This window comes from Streptomyces sp. FXJ1.172 (assembly GCF_001636945.3).
Lineage (GTDB): Bacteria > Actinomycetota > Actinomycetes > Streptomycetales > Streptomycetaceae > Streptomyces.
This window is the reverse complement of the sequence record NZ_CP119133.2, coordinates 5,676,993-5,694,114: the sequence shown is the minus strand read 5'-3', so window position 1 is coordinate 5,694,114 and position 17,122 is coordinate 5,676,993. Positions and strand designations below refer to the sequence as shown.

At 71.9% G+C, this 17,122-nt stretch carries 14 protein-coding genes and 1 pseudogene; 11 read left to right on the top strand and 4 right to left on the bottom strand.

Annotated features, from left to right (window positions below):
* Positions 1 to 138 precede the first annotated feature (138 nt).
* From A6P39_RS25455 to A6P39_RS25440, 4 genes are all read left to right on the top strand, one after another.
* On the top strand, positions 139 to 1,539 hold the full coding sequence (locus A6P39_RS25455) for an ABC transporter substrate-binding protein (RefSeq protein WP_067048069.1): 1,401 nt from the start codon (positions 139 to 141) through the stop codon (positions 1,537 to 1,539).
* 7 nt (positions 1,540 to 1,546) lie between these two features.
* Complete coding sequence (locus A6P39_RS25450) at positions 1,547 to 2,899, top strand: carbohydrate ABC transporter permease (RefSeq protein ID WP_079133499.1); 1,353 nt, start codon at positions 1,547 to 1,549, stop codon at positions 2,897 to 2,899.
* A complete protein-coding gene (locus A6P39_RS25445; protein ID WP_067048065.1) occupies positions 2,896 to 3,807 on the top strand; it encodes a carbohydrate ABC transporter permease in 912 nt (303 codons plus the stop codon). Before A6P39_RS25450 ends, A6P39_RS25445 begins: the two co-directional genes overlap by 4 nt.
* 156 nt (positions 3,808 to 3,963) lie before the next feature.
* Positions 3,964 to 6,183, top strand: coding sequence for a bifunctional glycosyltransferase/CDP-glycerol:glycerophosphate glycerophosphotransferase (locus A6P39_RS25440; RefSeq protein WP_067048063.1), 2,220 nt, complete (start codon positions 3,964 to 3,966; stop codon positions 6,181 to 6,183).
* Positions 6,184 to 6,259: 76 nt separating this feature from the next.
* Here A6P39_RS25440 and A6P39_RS25435 read toward each other — a convergent pair whose 3' ends face one another.
* Positions 6,260 to 6,673: an organic hydroperoxide resistance protein gene (locus A6P39_RS25435; RefSeq protein ID WP_067048458.1), complete on the bottom strand. Its 414-nt coding sequence runs from the start codon at positions 6,671 to 6,673 to the stop codon at positions 6,260 to 6,262.
* A 96-nt stretch (positions 6,674 to 6,769) separates the two neighbouring features.
* Here A6P39_RS25435 and A6P39_RS25430 point away from each other — a divergent pair, with 96 nt between their 5' ends.
* The gene (locus A6P39_RS25430) at positions 6,770 to 7,291 is read left to right on the top strand and encodes a MarR family transcriptional regulator (protein WP_079133498.1); all 522 of its coding nucleotides are present in this window, start codon (positions 6,770 to 6,772) and stop codon (positions 7,289 to 7,291) included.
* On the opposite strand, the gene A6P39_RS25425 is transcribed toward A6P39_RS25430, so the two are convergent.
* Together A6P39_RS25425 and A6P39_RS45545 are read right to left on the bottom strand one after the other, a co-directional pair.
* A complete protein-coding gene (locus A6P39_RS25425; protein ID WP_234378975.1) occupies positions 7,279 to 7,488 on the bottom strand; it encodes a hypothetical protein in 210 nt (69 codons plus the stop codon). The genes A6P39_RS25430 and A6P39_RS25425 overlap by 13 nt on opposite strands.
* A gap of 79 nt (positions 7,489 to 7,567) precedes the next feature.
* Positions 7,568 to 8,938 (bottom strand): annotated as a pseudogene (locus A6P39_RS45545) (glycosyltransferase family 39 protein); the annotation flags it as partial.
* Between the two features lie 254 nt (positions 8,939 to 9,192).
* On the opposite strand from A6P39_RS45545, the gene A6P39_RS25410 reads away from it, so the two are divergent.
* From A6P39_RS25410 to A6P39_RS25395, 4 genes are all read left to right on the top strand, one after another.
* Positions 9,193 to 10,461 (top strand): glycosyltransferase family 87 protein, encoded by a 1,269-nt coding sequence (locus A6P39_RS25410; protein WP_067048061.1) that lies wholly within the window; start codon positions 9,193 to 9,195, stop codon positions 10,459 to 10,461.
* Between the two features lie 55 nt (positions 10,462 to 10,516).
* The gene (locus tag A6P39_RS25405; protein ID WP_079133497.1) at positions 10,517 to 12,220 is read left to right on the top strand and encodes a glycosyltransferase family 2 protein; all 1,704 of its coding nucleotides are present in this window, start codon (positions 10,517 to 10,519) and stop codon (positions 12,218 to 12,220) included.
* 163 nt (positions 12,221 to 12,383) lie between these two features.
* Positions 12,384 to 13,364 (top strand): UDP-glucose 4-epimerase GalE, encoded by a 981-nt coding sequence (galE, locus tag A6P39_RS25400; RefSeq protein WP_067048059.1) that lies wholly within the window; start codon positions 12,384 to 12,386, stop codon positions 13,362 to 13,364.
* Positions 13,365 to 13,383: 19 nt separating this feature from the next.
* Positions 13,384 to 14,316: an ADP-ribosylglycohydrolase family protein gene (locus tag A6P39_RS25395; protein WP_443053074.1), complete on the top strand. Its 933-nt coding sequence runs from the start codon at positions 13,384 to 13,386 to the stop codon at positions 14,314 to 14,316.
* 17 nt (positions 14,317 to 14,333) lie between these two features.
* Here the strand turns inward: A6P39_RS25395 and A6P39_RS25390 are convergent, their stop codons facing one another.
* Positions 14,334 to 14,960: a TetR/AcrR family transcriptional regulator gene (locus A6P39_RS25390; protein WP_067048055.1), complete on the bottom strand. Its 627-nt coding sequence runs from the start codon at positions 14,958 to 14,960 to the stop codon at positions 14,334 to 14,336.
* 201 nt (positions 14,961 to 15,161) lie between these two features.
* On the opposite strand from A6P39_RS25390, the gene A6P39_RS25385 reads away from it, so the two are divergent.
* Together A6P39_RS25385 and A6P39_RS25380 are read left to right on the top strand one after the other, a co-directional pair.
* Positions 15,162 to 16,073 (top strand): ABC transporter permease, encoded by a 912-nt coding sequence (locus A6P39_RS25385; RefSeq protein ID WP_067048053.1) that lies wholly within the window; start codon positions 15,162 to 15,164, stop codon positions 16,071 to 16,073.
* A gap of 70 nt (positions 16,074 to 16,143) precedes the next feature.
* Complete coding sequence (locus A6P39_RS25380) at positions 16,144 to 16,968, top strand: ABC transporter ATP-binding protein (RefSeq protein ID WP_067048453.1); 825 nt, start codon at positions 16,144 to 16,146, stop codon at positions 16,966 to 16,968.
* The last annotated feature ends 154 nt before the right edge of the window (positions 16,969 to 17,122 follow it).

Sequence of the window (17,122 nt, the reverse complement as noted above, 5' to 3'; positions counted from 1 at the left end):
ACACCCCTGGTCACGAGCCGGTCACGATGGGCCGGTTGACACGGCAGGCGCTCTTGCCCGCCTCGTGCGGCCCGCGTACACCGGACCGCATGGGACAGTCTTCTTGACGTTCAGCGACGAACGACGAACGGGGAAGTGATGCGCAGCCAGAGCGACACCATCCGGACACGCAGGACCGTCACCACACTCGCCACGCTGCTCGCGGGGGCCCTCGCGCTCTCGGCATGCTCCAGCGGCGGCAACGGCAACAACGGCAACAACAACGACGGCACCAAGACGAGCGGCAGCACTCAGGCCCCCAGCGGCTCCACCGTCACCCTGCCGAAGCTGAACGGCGCCCATCTGGAGGTGGCCGCCGTCTGGACCGGCGCCGAGCAGGCCAACTTCAAGAAGGTCCTCGCCGAGTTCGAGCAGCGCACCGGCGCGACGGTGACCTTCGTGCCCGCGCAGGACCCGATCATCAACTTCCTCGGTTCGAAGATCGCGGGCGGCCAGCCGCCGGACGTGGCGATGCTGCCGCAGCCCGGCGCCATCAAACAGGCCGTGCAGCACAACTGGGCCAAGCCGCTCGGCCCGGACGCCCTGAAGGAACTGCAGAAGAACTACTCGCAGGGCTGGCAGGACATCGGCAAGGTCGGCGGCAAGCAGTACGGCGTCTACTACAAGGCCGCCAACAAGTCGCTGGTCTGGTACAACGCCAAGGTCTTCGAGAACGCGAACGCCAAGGAGCCGAAGACCTGGAAGGACCTGCTGGCCACCGCGCAGGCGGTGTACGACTCCGGTGTCACGCCGTTCTCGGTGGCCGGTGCGGACGGCTGGACGCTGACGGACTGGTTCGAGAACGTCTACCTGTCCCAGGCCGGCCCGCAGAAGTACGACCAGCTCGCCCAGCACAAGATCAAGTGGACGGATCCCTCGGTCAAGCAGGCGCTGACGACGCTCGCGCAGATCTGGGGCAAGAAGGAGTACCTGGCGGGCGGCCAGAGCGGCGCGCTGCAGACGGAGTTCCCGGCCTCGGTCACCCAGACCTTCACCGGCGGCGACCAGCCGAAGTCCGCGATGGTCTACGAGGCCGACTTCGTGCAGGTCAACATCGGTGAGACCAAGGCGAAGGTGGGCACGGACGCGAAGGTGTTCCCGTTCCCGGCCGTCGGGTCCACCGCGCCGGTGGTCACCGGCGGGGACGCCGCGGTGGTCCTGAAGGACTCCAAGGCGGCGCAGGCCCTGGTCACCTTCCTCGCCTCCCCGGACGCGGCGACGATCCAGGCGAAGCTCGGCGGTTATCTCTCGCCGAACAGGAACGTGCCGGTCTCGGCGTACCCGAACCCGGTGCAGCAGAAGATCGCCAAGGCGCTGATCGCGTCCGGCGACGACTTCCGCTTCGACATGTCCGACCAGGCCCCGCAGGCCTTCGGCGGCACCCCGGGCAAGGGTGAGTGGCAGGACCTCCAGGACTTCCTGAAGAACCCGACGGACGTGGCGGGCACCCAGGCGAAGCTGGAGAAGGACGCGGCGGCGGCGTACGGAAGCGGGAGCTGACCCGGCGATGGCGTCGGCAGCGGCGGCCGGGGCCCCACCGGGTCCCGCCGCGCCCCGCGGTCGCAAGAGCCGTCAGAGCGTGACCGGCACCCGCAAGGCCGTGGCAGCGCTGTTCCTGCTGCCCGCCCTGGTGCTGCTGGGCGCGCTCGTGGTCTACCCGATCGGGTACTCGCTGGTGCGCAGTTTCGTGGGCGCTTCCGGCCACGGCTTCGCCGGTGTCGGCAACTACAAGGCCCTCTTCACCGACGACAGCATCCGCACCGCTTTCAAGAACAACGTCATCTGGGTGGTGTTCGCGCCCACGGTCTCCACCGCGCTCGGTCTGGTCTTCGCGGTGCTGACCGAAAGGGTGCGCTGGGGGACGGCGTTCAAGCTGGTCGTCTTCATGCCGATGGCGATCTCGATGCTGGCGGCCGGGATCATCTTCCGGCTGGTGTACGACCAGGATCCGCACAAGGGCGTCGCGAACGCGGTGTGGGTGGGCGTGCACGACACCTTCGCCCAGTCCTCGGCGTTCCCGAAGGCCCACCCGGGCCGCGAGTCGCCGCTGGAACCCGACCACGGCGGGTTCATCACGTCGGCCACGGTCCACGCCGGGCAGCCGGTCATGCTCCCCCTCGTCGGCGTCGCACCCGACCAGATGCCGGACGGCGCGAAGAAGGCCGTGGCCGCGAAGCCGGATCCGACGAGGATCACCGGCACCACCTGGCAGGACTTCACCCGCGGCAAGGGTGTCGGACGGCTCGGCCGGCCCGACCCGTCCGAGCTGGGGTATGCCGGGATGCGGATCGAGGCGGTGAAGGACGGCAAGGTGGTCGCCTCCACGAAGGCGGCCGGCGACGGCACCTTCACCCTGCCCGCGTCCGCCGACGGGGCCAGGCTGCGGCTGCCGGCGAGCAACTTCAGGGAGCCGTACAACGGGGTCGAATGGCTCGGCCCGGCGCTGGTCACCCCGGCGATCATCGGGTCGTACGTGTGGATGTGGGCGGGCTTCGCGATGGTGCTGATCGCGGCCGGGCTCGCGGGCGTGCCCCGGGAGCTGCTGGAGGCCGCGCGGGTGGACGGCGCCACCGAGTGGCAGGTGTTCCGCAAGATCACCGTGCCGCTGCTCGCACCGGTCCTCGCGGTCGTCACCGTCACCCTGATGATCAACGTGCTGAAGGTGTTCGACCTCGTCTACATCATCGCCCCGGGCTCCTCCCAGGCCGACGCGAACGTGCTCGCCCTGGAGCTGTACCGCAAGGGCTTCGCGGAGGACCAGCCGGGCATCGCGAGCGCGATCGCGGTACTGCTGCTGGTGCTGGTCATCCCGGTGATGCTGTTCAACGTTCGCCGGCTGAGGCGGGAGGTCAGGCGATGACGGCGACCGCCGGAAGTGTCGGGAAGCCGGCCCCGGCCGCCACGGTGGTGAGGGCCCGGCAGCCGCTCGGCTCGCGCATCGCCGGGAAGCTGGGCGGCGGTCTGGTCCGGGTGTTCCTGATCGTCGTCGGCCTGTTCTGGCTGGTGCCGACCATCGGCCTGCTCGTCTCCTCGCTGCGCGCGCCCGAGGACATGAGCGCGAGCGGCTGGTGGACGGTGTTCTCCAAGCCGTCCCAGCTGACCTTCCACAGCTACCGCAAGCTGCTGGAGAACGGCGACATCACCCACTCCCTGTGGAACACCGTGCTGATCACGGTCCCGGCGACCGTCCTGGTCGTCGTGGTGGGCTCCCTCGCGGGCTACGCGTTCGCGTGGATGGAGTTCCCGGGCCGGGACTGGTGGTTCCTGGGCGTGGTGAGCCTGCTGGTGGTGCCGGTGCAGGTGGCGCTGATCCCGATCGCCGAACTGTTCGGCAGGATCGGCCTGTTCGGGACGATCTTCGGGGTGATCCTGTTCCACACCGGCTTCGGCCTGCCGTTCGCGGTGTTCCTGCTGCGGAACTTCTTCGCCGAGATCCCGAGGGAACTCCTCGAGGCGGCCCGCCTCGACGGCGCCGGTGAACTGCGGCTGTTCGCACGGGTGGTGATGCCGCTCGGCGGGCCGGCGATCGCGAGCCTCGGCATCTTCCAGTTCCTGTGGGTGTGGAACGACATGCTGGTCGCCCTGGTGTTCACCAAGTCGGGCACCCAGCCGATCACGGTCGCGCTGCAGACACAGGTACGGCAGTTCGGCAACAACATCGACGTGCTGGCGCCCGGCGCGTTCGTCTCCATGGTGATCCCGCTGGCCGTGTTCTTCGCGTTCCAGCGGCAGTTCGTGTCCGGCGTGATGGCGGGCGCGGTCAAGTAGTCACCCGTGGCACGGGGCCGGGGGCGGGTCTTCAACGGCCCGCCCCCTGGCGTTCACCGAGCGTCCCCCACTTGCCGTACACGGGGCGTAACCAATTCACTCCAACGGCCGTTCCCGGTCACAGCCCCGCGCCGACCGCCGACCCTTGGATGTCCCGTGCCCAGGTTCAGTGTCATTGTCCCCGCGTACCAGGTCCAGGCGTATCTCTCCGAGTGCCTGGACTCGGTGCTCGCGCAGTCGTGTCCCGATCTGGAACTGATCGCCGTGGACGACTGCTCACCGGACGCCTGCGGCGCAATCATCGACGAGTACGCGGCCGGGGACGCGCGCGTGAAGGCCGTCCACCTGGCCCGCAACCAGGGACTCGGCGGCGCCCGGAACGCGGGGACGGCCGAGGCGAGCGGCGACTACCTGATCTTCCTGGACGGCGACGACACCCTCGCCCCGGGCGCGCTCAGGGCGATCGCGGACCGGATCGAGGAGACCGGGGAGCCGGACGTCCTGGTGTACGACTACGCGCGCACGTACTGGGACGGCCGCACGGTGCGCAACGACCTCGCCGGCCTGCTCACCGAGCGGGGCCCGGCGCCGTTCCGTCTCGAGGACCGGCCGGAGCTGCTGCGGGTGCTGATGGTGGCCTGGAACAAGGCCTGTCGGCGGGAGTTCGTCGCGGAGCACGGCTTCACCTTCCCGCCGGGCTACTACGAGGACACGCCCTGGACGTTCCCGGTGCTGATGACGGCGGAGTCGATCGCGACCCTGGACCGGGTGTGCGTGGGCTACCGGCAGCGCAGGCAGGGCAACATCCTGTCCACCACCAGCCGCAGCCACTTCGACCTGTTCGAACAGTACGACCGGGTGTTCGCCTACCTCGCCGGGCGGCCCGAACTGGCGCGGTGGCGGCCGGCGTTGTTCCGCCGCATGATCGACCACTACGCGACGGTGTTCACCAGGCGGGGCCGGCTGCCGCGCGGCAGCCACGCCGAGTTCCTGCGCCGGGCCCGCGCCCACTACCGCCGCTACCGGGTCCCGGGCGTCCGGATGCGGCGACGCAGCGTCCTGATCCGCTTCGGCCTGCACCGCACCTTCCTCGCGCTCCGGCTGGCCTCGGCCGTGCGCCGGCGCACGCTGAAGGCGATGGTGAAGCCCGCCCGTGCCGTGCACGCCGGCGTGCTGCGGCTGCACTACCGGATCCAGCTGCGGCTGCCCGTGCGCGCCGACCGGGCGGTGTTCGCCTCCGAAACGGGCGGCGGTGATCCGGGCGCGCTGGAGGAGGCGTTCCGTGCCCTCGCCCCGCACATCCGGACCGCATGGATCGCCCGCCCCGGGCACGGACCCGCGCTCCCGTCCGGTCCGCGCGGCATCCGCCCCGGGACCGCCGCCTACTGGACGGCGCTGGCCCGCTCCGCGTACCTGGTCACCGACGGCGCCCTGGACCGGCGGCTGCGCAAACGGCCCGGGCAGGTGCTGCTCCAGACCCGGCAGGGCACCCCGCTCGGGCACATGGGCCTGGACCTGCTCCAGCGCCCGGCGGCGGCCCGGGACACCGACTTCGCCGAGCTGCTGCGGGACGTCGACCGGTGGGACCACGTCCTGTCCGCCAACCGGCACTCCACGCTCGTCGGGGAGCGGGTCCTGCCCGGCCGCTACACCACGCTGGAGTACGGCGCCCCGCGCAACGACGTCTTCCAGCGGGCGACCTCGGCGGACGTGGTCCGGCTGCGCGAGTCGCTGGGCATCCCGCACGGCGCGGTCGCGATCCTGTACGCACCGGCCCCCCGCGACCATCTGCGCACCCAGCGCCCGCTGCTGGACCTGGCGCGGATCGCGCGCCGCCTCGGCCCGCGCTTCGTGCTCCTGGCCCGTACGCCGTACGACCCGGATGCCGGGGGCGGCCGGATCATCGACGTCCGCGGCCGTCCGCGCGTGCAGGACCTCTGTCTGGCCTCGGACGCGCTGCTCACCGACTACGCGTCGCTGATGTTCGACTACGCGGGACTGGACCGGCCGATCGTGGTGCACACCGCCGACTGGGAGGCGTACGAGGCGGCCCGTGGCTGCTATTTCGATCTGCGGGCCTGCCCGCCGGGCGCGGTCGCGCGCAGCGAGGACGAGCTGATCGACATCTTCGCGACCGGCCACTGGCGCGGCTCGCGCTCGGCGCAGCTGCGGGCGGCGTTCCGGGAGCGGTTCTGCCCGTACGACGACGGGCGCGCGGCCGAACGGGTCGTACGCCATGTGGTGCTGCGCGAGCCGGACCGGCCGCCGGTGGTACCGCTCGCGCGACGCAATCCGGTGCCGCCGGCGGCCACCTTCTCCCCGTCGGCCACCGTGCCGCGGCCTTCCGGTCGCGTTCCCGTCGCCGAGAGCCGCTGAACGGCTCCGGTCCCGGGGACGTACGCGCGAGGGGGCCGGTGCAGGCGTGGCACCGGCCCCCTCGGACATGCGCGGGTTACTCGACGACGAGGTCGACCTCGACGTTGCCGCGGGTGGCGTTGGAGTACGGGCAGACCTGGTGGGCGGTCTCGACCAGCTTGCGGCCGGTCTCCTGGTCCACGGTGTCGGGCAGCTCGATGCGCAGCGTCACCTTCAGCCCGAAGCCCTCGCCCTGCTTGCCTATGCCGACCTCGGCGGTCACGGCCGCGTCGCTGACGTCGACCTTCGCCTGCCGGCCCACGAGGCCGAGGGCGCTGCCGAAGCAGGCGGCGTAACCGGCGGCGAAGAGCTGCTCGGGGTTGGTGCCCTCACCGTTGCCGCCCAGCTCCACCGGCGGGGCCAGCTTGAGGTCGATCTTGCCGTCGGAGGAGACGGCACGACCGTCACGGCCGTGGGTGGCAGTGGCTACGGCGGTGTAGAGCGCGTCCATGAAGACCATCCCTTTACGAAGTCGGTGTCCGGCGGCCCCTGTCCTGACCGCCTCACGACCACAAGTAGAGCACACAATTAAGTTGTGCGCAATCGAATGGCTCGCAAGAGCTACCCTGGGGGCATGACCGCCACGACCCGCACAGCCGCCGACGCGGACTGGCTCCGCCTGGACAGCCAGATCTGCTTCTCCCTGCACGCCGCGTCCCGCGCCTTCAACGGCGTCTACCGCGTGGTCCTGAAGGACCTCGGGCTCACCTACCCCCAGTACCTGGTGATGCTGGTGCTGTGGGAGCAGGGCGACCTGCCCGTCAAGAAGCTCGGTGAACATCTGCGACTCGACTCCGGCACGCTGTCCCCGCTGGTCAAGCGGCTGGAAGCGGCCGGTCTGGTGCGCCGGGAGCGCAGCGCCGAGGACGAGCGCTCGGTGTGGGTGCGGCTCACCGAGGAGGGCACGGCCCTGCGCGAGCGGGCCCTGGAGGTGCCCCGCCGCATCGTCGGCGCCACCGGCTTCGACCCGGCGGAGATCGCCGACCTGCGCGAACGCCTCGATCAGCTCACCGACGCACTGGACGCGGCGGCGACGGCGGCAGCCCGGGACGCCGGTCAGCGGGACTGACGCGGGGCGGCGGGGCCGCGGACGTAGAGCCGTACGGTCATCCCGCCCCGCACGATCGTCTCGCGCCCGGTGAACTCCCGTGCCAGTACGGCGAGTTTGGCCCGCTCGGTGCGGCTGCCGGGACTCCAGCGCCCGGCGAGCAGATCGTCGTCGGCCACGGCCCAGACCCGGTCGAGCCGCTCCAGCCTGCGCCGCATCCCACGAGGTCCCGCCTCCCGCCCGTACAAGGTCCCCGACGCGGCCGGGGCCGCCACGAGCCCCACGTCCCGCACTCCCCCGGAACGCCCCCGGATAGGCAAGCGCCGCATTCCGCGCGCTCGCCGGCAGGAAGACGACGGGGTCCCCGGCCCGGGCCTCCCGCGCGACGACCCGGGAAACGGCGGCGAGATCGTCGGGCCGTGTCGCGGGGTCCCGGTCCGCCCGGAGGAGGGGGAGCCGGTGAAGGAAGGCGAGGGCGATCGCGAGAACACCGACGAGGGTGCCGAGACGGGACCACAGGAGAACGCACTCAGGGTGCCGGGCCGGCAACAGCCGGGGCCGTGGCAGCCGGGGCTGCCGGGGCTGCCGGGGCTGCCGGGACTGCGGAAGCCTGGGCCGCGGCAACCGGGCCCGCGGCGACCCAGGCCGCGGAAACCGCGCCGACAACAGCCGGGACCGCGGATGCCCGGCCCGTGGATGAGCGCGGCCTCTCAGCGTGCCGGCCGCGGCCGCCACCCGCTCGGCCCCCGCGGCCACCAGCAACGGCGCCCCGCTCAGCGCGTACAGCACATACCGGTCGTCGAACAGCGGCGAGACCTGGGAAGCGAGCATCAGCACCCCCGGCGGCACCACCGTCAGCGGCAGGGCCACCCCGGCGAGCGTGAGGTCCCCCCGCCGCCCGAACAGCCCGGCCAGGCCCGTCCCGGCCAGCACCAGACACACCCAGTACACCGCCCGGCCCGGCCCCAGGAACACCCGCAGCAGCTCCTGCGCCGTATCCGCCGTGGGCCTGCGCAGCCACGCCACCTGCGCCGCCTGCCCCCGCGAGACGAGCACCATCGGCAGCAGCGCGAGCAGGACCGAGCCCGCCGCGCACCCCCAGCCCCGCCATACCCTCCCCCACTCCCGGCCTCGCTCGGGCGGGGCGACTCCCAGCCCGGCCCGGGCCGACGCCAGCGACACCGCGTGGGCGCACAGCAGCAGCACCGCGAACTCGTGCAGCCAGCAGGTGACGCCGAGGACGGCGCCGTAGGCCCACCAGGAGCCACCCCGCACGGCCCGTACGAAGAGCAGCGTGGCGCCGGTCGCGCCGGCCGCGACGAGGGCGTAGGAGCGGCCTTCCTGGGCGTAGTGGCCGGCCATGGGCGCGGCGGCGTAGAGCAGGCCGGCCCACAGCCCGACGCGCGGCCGGGCCAGCCGGGTGCCCAGCGCGGCCACCAGGGCGGCCGTCACCGCCGCCGCGCACACCGATGGCAGCCGCAGGACGACCTCGCCGGGGTGGACGGCGAGGACGGCGTGCATGAGGAGGTAGTACAGGCCGTGCACGGCGTCCACCCCGTGCAGCAGCCGCCAGATCTGCGGCACCGAGCGGCGCCCGACCTGGAAGGTGACGGCCTCGTCGCGCCACATCCCGCCCCGGTCGAGCCCCCAGAGCCCGACCGCGAGCATCACCAGCGCGGGCCCGCACACGGCGGCCCGGCGGCGAAGTCGCGCCCCGCGGTCCACCGGCCCGGGCGGTGCCACGCCGCCCGGTACGACGACGGCTCGGGGTGCCGGCGGCTGGGGTGTCGGCGGCTGGGGTGTCGCAGGAAGCCCGACGTTCGCCACGGTCCGCCCGATCTTTTCTGATTAACCAATCCTTTTGCGGTCATGACGGCGTATCGGCATGGATGCACCTTTCTTTCGCCTTAGGCTCCCATGCGATGAACCGTCACCGTGTCAACACCGGCGGGGTCCTCGGCGTCACCGCTCTCTGGCCGGCCACTCGCGCCCTGATGCTGTGGCTCCTCCTCCACGACAGCGCCCCGCTGCTGGGCGGGGGCGCGGTGGCCCGCGAGGTGTCGCACCTGTACCACCGGTGGTACGGCGTCCTCGCGCACGGCGCCTTCCCGGCGCACGACACGCTGTGGCAGTACCCGCCGGGCGCGGGCGCGGTGCTGCTGGCGCCGGGGCTGGTGCCGGGGCTGACGTACTTCCAGGCGTTCGTGGTGCTGACGCTGGCCGTGGACGCGCTGGTCACGGCGGCGCTGGTCCGCGCGGGCACGCGCGCGGGGCGCAGTCTGCGCGGCGCGGCCCTGTGGACGGGCGGCCTGCCGCTGCTGCTCCAGGTCCCGCTCGTCCGCTACGACGTGCAGGTCACCGCCTTGGCCGTGCTCTCCCTGCTCGCCACCGCACGCTCCCCACGCGCGGGCGGTGTGTGCGCGGCGCTGGGCACGCTGGTGAAGGTCTGGCCGGCGCTGGTGCTGCTGGGGATGCCCCGGGGGCCGGTGACGCGCGGGGCGTGGAAGTGGGCGGCGGCGGCCGGGGCCGTCGCGCTGGGGCTGCTCACCCTGGCGTTCCGCAACCCGTTGTCCTTCGTGCGGCAGCAGGGCGGGCGCGGGGTGCAGATCGAGTCGCTCGGCGGTACGGCGCTGAACCTGGCGCGGCACGCCGGCTGGCCGGGCCACGAGCGCTACCAGTACGGCTCCGCCGAACTGGTCGGCCCACACGTGAACGCCGTCGCCGCGGCCTGCCTGGCGCTGACAGCGGTCTCGTCCGCACTGCTGGTGGTGTGGCGGGTACGGGCGCGGCGCTGGAGCGAGGCCACCCCGTTCGACGCTGCACTGAGCGCGGTGCTGCTGTTCACGGTCACCAGCCGGGTCATCAGCCCGCAGTACATGATCTGGCTGCTCGGTCTCGCCGCGGTGTGCCTGACCTCACGGCACACCAGCCAGCGGCCGGTGGCGGTGCTGATCCTGGCGGCGACCGCGCTGAGTACGGTGGTGTTCCCGATGACCTACGGCGAGGTGATCGACGGCACCTGGACCGGCTGCCTGCTGATGCTGGCGCGCAACGGGCTCCTGGCCTGCGCGGCCGTGCTGTCGTTCGTCCGGCTGTGGCGGGCGGCACGACCGGAGGAAAGGACGGCGCACAGGGTGGAACCCCTGGTCGGTCCTGATCGCCTTCCGGGGCAAGCCGTAAGCGTCCCTTAACGTATCCTTACCTTGGTATTACCGAAAATTTCTACGCTCCCGGCCCGTGGACCCCATGCGACCAGACCCGCAAGACCCGCACACGCCCGACACGCCTGACGCGTCGGGCGTGGCAGACATAGCCGACGTGCCCGGCGCGGCCGACCCGGCCGGCGACCCTGAGCCGACGCGCCCGGCGCAGGTCGCCGTCGTCGTCATCGGCTACAACGACGTCGGCCATGTGGGTGATGCCGTGCGCTCGGCGCTGGCACAGGGGCCCGCGGTCGCCGAGGTCATCGCCGTGGACGACTGCTCCGCGGACGGCAGCGCCGACCTGCTCGAGCGGCTGGCCGCCGGGGAACCCCGGCTGCGGGTGGTGCGCCGCAGCGAGAACAGCGGCGGCTGCGGCAGCCCGCGCAACGACGGCATCGACGCGGTGACGGCGCCTTACGTGATGTTCCTGGACAGCGACGACGTACTGCCGCCCGGTGCCGTGGACGCGCTGCTGGCGGCGGCGACGCAGGCGCGTGCCGAGGTCACGGCCGGGCTGTGTGTCCGCCGGGAGCTGCCCTCGGGGCGCGAACAGCCCTGGCAGGCGCCCCTCTACACGGAGCACACCGTCCTCGCCCGCCCCGCCCGGCACCCCCGCCTGGTCCACGACACGCTCTGCGTCAACAAGCTGTACCGCACGGACTTCCTGCGTGAGCACGGCATCCGCTTCCCGGAGGGCCGCTTCCTCTACGAGGACATCGTCTTCACCTCGCGCGTGCTGGCCGCCGACCCGCGCATGGCGCTCGTACCGGACCGTGTGTACGTGTGGCACGTGCGCCGCAGCGCCGAGCAGCTGTCGCTCTCGCTGGACCGGGACCGCATCGACAACTGGAAGGCGCGTACGCAGGCGTGCGCGCTGGCGTACGAGATTCTGCTGGGCGCCGGGCAGAAGGAGCTGGCGCGGGCGGCGCGGGCCAAGTTCCTCGACCACGAGGTGCGTATGTACACGCGCGAGCTGGGATTGCGCGACGCGCACTACCAGCGCGCGTGGTGGACGCACACCCAGGAGTACCTGACGCGCTACGACGCCGCCGACTGGGAGCTGAACCCGGGCGCCCCGGGCCGCGTCCTCGCACGCGTCGTCCTGGAGTCGCCCGAGCCCCGCGACCTGCCCCGCCTGCGGGAGCTGGCCGCGCGCCCGGCGCGTCTGCTGCCGCCGTACGCCCGTGACGCCGAGGGCGTCCCCGTCTGGTCCGCCGACCTCCCCCAGGTCTCCCTGGCGCCGTTCCTCACCCGCCCCACCGAACTCCTCCCGCTCGCGGTGGACGCGGAACTGCGCCTGCGCGCACGCGCCGCACGCCTGCGCCTGACGCTGCACGAGATGTACGGCAGGGTGGCCGAGGCGGGCCCGCGCGAGGTGGACGTGGAGTGGGGCGCACGCGACGACGAACGGGCGCGGGAACGCACGACCGTCCCGCTCACCCCCTCCGGCGCGGACGCGGACGGCTGGTCCGCCGACGTGCCCGTCGACCTGGCCGCGCTCGGCGCGGGCACCTGGGACCTGCGCCTGACCGTGCGCTTCGCGGACGGCACGGAGCGAGAGGTCACGGCGCACGCCCTGACGGGCGCCGGCCGGCTGCTCCGGCGCGCCGTCCCGAACGTCCGGCACGGTGTGCTCCTGGTACAGCCGTACGCTACGCACTCCGGCGCGCTCGCCCTGCGGGTGGCGAGCGGCGCGGGCGGGGCCCTGCGGGTGGCCCGCAGGCGCCTGAAGCGGCTGCTGCGCTAGTGCCCCTGTTGGGCACTGGTACGCGCGCGTGCCACCGGCCACCCGTCGCACCCGCTGCGCGCATGCCGTGTCGCGGGTGCTTCACACCTGCTGCTTCACTGAAAGACGCCCGCTGCTCCACCGAGCGGTTCCACGGGCCAACTGACAAGAGGACGGCCTTCTCATGACCTGGCTGATCACCGGCGGTGCCGGATACATCGGGGCACACGTCGTACGAGCGATGACCGAGGCGGGCGAGCGCGCGGTCGTCTACGACGACCTGTCCACGGGCATCGCCGAGCGCGTGCCGGCGGAGGTCCCGCTGGTGCGGGGCTCCACCCTGGACGCCGAGCGGGTGGCCCGCACCCTCGCCGAGCACGAGATCAGCGGGGTGGTGCACCTGGCGGCGAAGAAACAGGTCGGCGAGTCGGTGGACCTCCCGCTGCACTACTACCGCGAGAACGTGGAGGGCCTGCGGGTCCTGCTGGAGGCGGTCACGGCCGCACAGGTCCCGTCCTTCCTGTTCTCCTCGTCGGCGGCCGTCTACGGCATGCCGGACGTCGACCTGGTGACGGAGGAGACGCCCTGCGTCCCGCTGTCCCCGTACGGCGAGACGAAGCTGGCCGGCGAATGGCTGGTCCGCGCGACGGGCAAGGCGACGGGCCTGTCCACAGCGTCCCTGCGCTACTTCAACGTGGCGGGCGCGGCCACTCCCGAACTCGCCGACACCGGGGTCTTCAACCTGATCCCGATGGTCTTCGAGAAGCTCACCGAGGGCGCCCCGCCGCGCATCTTCGGCGACGACTACCCCACGCCGGACGGCACCTGCGTACGCGACTACATCCACGTGGTCGACCTGGCCGAGGCCCACGTCACGGTCGCCCGCGCCCTGCGCTCGGCCCCCGGCACGGATCTGACCCTGAACATCGGCCGCGGCGAAGGCGTCTCCGTCCGCGAGATGATCGACCGGATCAACGCGGTCACCGGCTACGACCGCCCCCCGACGGTCACCCCGCGCCGCCCCGGCGACCCGGCCCGCGTCGTCGCCTCGGCGACCCGCATCGGCACCGAGCTGGGCTGGCAGGCCAAGTACGACGTCCACGACATGATCACCTCGGCCTGGGAGGGCTGGGTCCACCACCACCCGGAGGCGGCCCGGTCGTAGCCCGCCGGGCATGACCCCCATGGAACGCGCCCTCGGCGCCGTGCTCGGCTCCGCCGTGGGCGACGCCCTCGGAGCCCCCTTCGAGTTCGGGCCCGAGGGCGCGTTCTCCGCCCGTTTCCCGCGTCCGGGGCACGGCGGCGAGATGTGCGGGGGCGGCGGCTGGGACCCGGGCGAGGCGACGGACGACACCCAGATGGCGGTGCTGACCGCCGAGTCCCTGGTGGAGCGCGGCGGCCTGGATCCCGCGGACGTCTTCCGCCGCTTCCAGCGGTGGGCCGGCGCCGACCCGAAGGACATCGGCCTCCAGACAGAGGCGGTCCTGACCGGCGGCGCCCCCTGGGACACGGCCGCGGCCCTCCATTTCCGCAGCAGCGGGCGGGCGGCGGGCAACGGCGCCCTGATGCGAGCGGCCCCCTCAGCAGTCCACTTCGCCCACCGGGGCCGCGAATCCACCATGACCGCCGCCCGCCGCCTCACCGCCCTCACCCACGGCGACCCCGCGGCCGGGGAGGGCACGGCGGCCCTGCACGAACTGATCCGGGTCGCCCTGACCGGAGCGGACCCGCTCGGCGCCGTACCGGACACCCTGACCGCCCTGCACCCCGCGCACCGGCAGCGGTACGCCGTGGTCCTCGCCCGTGACTGGCACCCGGACCTGGCCACCGAGTTCAACGGAGCGGTCTGGCCGTGCCTGGGCTCGGCGGTGTGGGCCCTGCGGACCACGGGGTCGTACGAGGACGCGGTCCGCGCGGCGGTCGACCTCGGCGGCGACACGGACACGGTGGCAGCGGTCACGGGAGCGCTGGCGGGCGCGGTGTACGGAGTGAGCGCGCTGCCGGCCCGCTGGACCGGGCCCTTGCATGTGCCGTTGCCGGGATTCGGCGGGCGGGTGCTGCGCGCCCGGGACCTGACGGAACTGACCGAGAGGCTCCTTACCCCGAAAGCCGCGTAGCCCCCGCGCCACGCGCCCTACAGCGCCTTCAGCGCCCCCGCCGTGGCCCGGGCCAGATTCGCCAGGTATCCCTTCGGCAGCTTGGCCGACCGGATCACCACCGCTCGCCAGTACAGCGGCCCGGAGATCAGGTCCAGGGCCAGGTCGGGATCGATGCCCGGCCCCACCTCTCCCCTCGCCTCCGCCGCCGCGACGATCTTGCTGGCCACACCCTCCTGGCCGTCCCGCAGGGCCTTCTGGAAGGCCTCGGCGATGTCGGGATTGCGGGCCGCCTCGGCCTGGAGGTCGGGGATGATCTGCGAGGCCACCGGATGGCGCAGGGCCCGGGACGTGACCTCGTACAGCAGGCGCAGGTCGTCCTCCAGGGAGCCGGTGTCGGGCACCGGCAGGCCCAGGACCGCCATCGCCGACACCACGTCCAGGACCAGGTGCAGCTTGGAACGCCACCGGCGGTACACCGCGGTCTTGCCGACGCCCGCGCGGCGCGCGATGCCCTCGATGGACATCCGGGCGTACCCGACCGCCGCGAGTTCCTCGAAGACCGCCGCCCGGATGGCCTCGGTCACGTCCTGCCGGAGCACGGCGGCTCCGGCAGGAGCCCTGCGGCGTTCACGCTTCGGGAGCTCGTCGGCGTTCGTCGTCATGACTCACAGCATAGGTCCGTGACGACGATACGGTTGCGTTCCGACGTCGATTGGTTCTACTCTCGCGATGCGACGATACGGTCCCGTCCTGACGTAAGAGAACGTGAAGAGAAACGTAAGGAAACATCGGACGGACGGCCCGACGCGCCCCGGCGGCCAGCCGGACGCGCATCCCCCCTCCCCCGAGCGAAAGCAGCGGATGTGAGCCAGGTCCTCGACACACCGCCCCCTACCCAGGTCCCGGACGACGACCTCGCGGCACTGGCCGCCCGGCACGGCCTGACAGTCAGCGGTGCCCGACCCACCCTGCCCGAATACGTCCGTCAGCTGTGGGCCCGGCGCCACTTCATCACCGCCTTCGCGACGGCCAAGCTCACGGCCCAGTACAGCGAGGCGAAGCTCGGCCAGATCTGGCAGGTCATGACCCCGCTGCTGAACGCGGCGGTCTACTACTTCATCTTCGGCGTGCTGCTCGGCACCAAGAAGGGCGTTCCGGACTACATCCCGTTCCTGGTCACCGGCGTGTTCGTGTGGACGTTCACGCAGAGTTCGATCCAGGTCGGCACCCGGGCGATCTCCGGCAACCTCGGCCTGGTGCGCGCCCTGCACTTCCCGCGCGCCGCCCTGCCGATCTCCTTCTGCATCCAGCAGCTGCAGCAGCTGCTGTTCTCGATGGCCGCGCTGGTCGTCATCCTGCTCAGCCTGGGCGTGCCGATCTCCATCTCCTGGCTGCTGGTGATCCCCACACTGGTCCTGCAGTTCGTGTTCAACGCGGGGATGTCGCTGATCATGGCGCGGATGGGCGCCAAGACCCCGGACATCGCCCAGCTGATGCCGTTCGTGCTGCGCACCTGGATGTACGTGTCCGGTGTGATGTGGAGCATCCACAGCCTCACCAAGAAGGACCACCTGCCGCACATCGTCACGACGCTGCTGGAGACCAACCCGGCCGCCGTCTACATCGACCTCATGCGGTTCGCCCTGATCAAGAGCTTCCATGCCAAGCAGCTGCCCCCGCACGTGTGGCCCACGGCGATCGGCTGGGCCCTGGTCGTCGGCATCGGTGGTTTCATCTACTTCTGGAAGGCAGAGGAGAAGTACGGCCGTGGCTGAGCAGACCCCCCAGAACCCCGAGATCACCGAGATCGCCGAGATCACCGAGGAGAGCGCCGACGAGCGCATGATGCGCGAGCGGCGCGAGCGCCTCGCGAGCAGCGAGAAGATCCCCACCATCGTCGTCGACAACGTCGACATCGTGTACCGCGTCCACGGCACCGGTTCCGGCCGCGGCTCCGCCACCGCCGCCCTCAACCGCATCCTGCGCCGCAAGCAGACCGAGAAGGCGGCGGGCGTGCGCCGGGTGCACGCCGTGAAGAAGGTCTCGTTCGTCGCCTACAAGGGCGAGGCGGTCGGCCTGATCGGCACCAACGGCTCCGGCAAGTCGACCCTGCTCAAGGCGATCGCCGGCGTGCTCCCGGTGGAGAACGGCCGCATCTACACCAACGGCCAGCCCTCCCTGCTCGGCGTCAACGCGGCCCTGATGAACGACCTCACCGGCGAGCGCAACGTCTGGCTCGGCGGCCTCGCCATGGGCATGTCCCGCGAGGAGGTCAGGGAGCGTTATCAGGACATTGTGGATTTCTCCGGAATCAACGAGAAGGGTGACTTCATCACTCTTCCGATGCGAACGTACTCCTCCGGCATGGCGGCCCGTCTGCGCTTCTCCATCGCCGCCGCCAAGGACCACGACGTACTGCTGATCGACGAGGCCCTCGCCACCGGTGACCGCAGGTTCCAGATGCGCTCCGAGGACCGGATCCGCGAGCTGCGCGAGAAGGCGGGCACGGTCTTCCTGGTCAGCCACAACAACAAGTCGATCCGCGACACCTGCGAGCGGACCATCTGGCTGGAGCGCGGCGAGCTGCGCATGGACGGTCCGACCGAGGACGTCATGAAGGAGTACGAAGCCTTCACCGGCGACAAGGGCGACAAGAAGAAGGCGGCCTGACCGGGGCCCCTGTGCCGGATCGATACAGTAAGCGCATCGCAAGAAACGACGGTAAGAAGGCGGCCGGAAAGTTACGCGGGAAGAAACCCCAGCCCACGGAAGTTCGTCTTCCTGCCTAGGTCCGCCTCTTCCCCCACGTGGCATGATCGCTTTC

Coding starts and splice junctions, on each gene's coding strand:
- A6P39_RS25395 (WP_443053074.1), top strand. CDS start 13,384: ATGGAACGCGCCCTCGGCGCCGTGCTCGGCTCCGCCGTGGGCGACGCC.
- A6P39_RS25405 (WP_079133497.1), top strand. CDS start 10,517: ATGCGACCAGACCCGCAAGACCCGCACACGCCCGACACGCCTGACGCG.
- galE (WP_067048059.1), top strand. CDS start 12,384: ATGACCTGGCTGATCACCGGCGGTGCCGGATACATCGGGGCACACGTC.
- A6P39_RS25445 (WP_067048065.1), top strand. CDS start 2,896: ATGACGGCGACCGCCGGAAGTGTCGGGAAGCCGGCCCCGGCCGCCACG.
- A6P39_RS25390 (WP_067048055.1), bottom strand. CDS start 14,960: ATGACGACGAACGCCGACGAGCTCCCGAAGCGTGAACGCCGCAGGGCT.
- A6P39_RS25435 (WP_067048458.1), bottom strand. CDS start 6,673: ATGGACGCGCTCTACACCGCCGTAGCCACTGCCACCCACGGCCGTGAC.
- A6P39_RS25430 (WP_079133498.1), top strand. CDS start 6,770: ATGGCTCGCAAGAGCTACCCTGGGGGCATGACCGCCACGACCCGCACA.
- A6P39_RS25425 (WP_234378975.1), bottom strand. CDS start 7,488: ATGCGGCGCAGGCTGGAGCGGCTCGACCGGGTCTGGGCCGTGGCCGAC.
- A6P39_RS25410 (WP_067048061.1), top strand. CDS start 9,193: ATGAACCGTCACCGTGTCAACACCGGCGGGGTCCTCGGCGTCACCGCT.
- A6P39_RS25450 (WP_079133499.1), top strand. CDS start 1,547: ATGGCGTCGGCAGCGGCGGCCGGGGCCCCACCGGGTCCCGCCGCGCCC.
- A6P39_RS25380 (WP_067048453.1), top strand. CDS start 16,144: ATGCGCGAGCGGCGCGAGCGCCTCGCGAGCAGCGAGAAGATCCCCACC.
- A6P39_RS25455 (WP_067048069.1), top strand. CDS start 139: ATGCGCAGCCAGAGCGACACCATCCGGACACGCAGGACCGTCACCACA.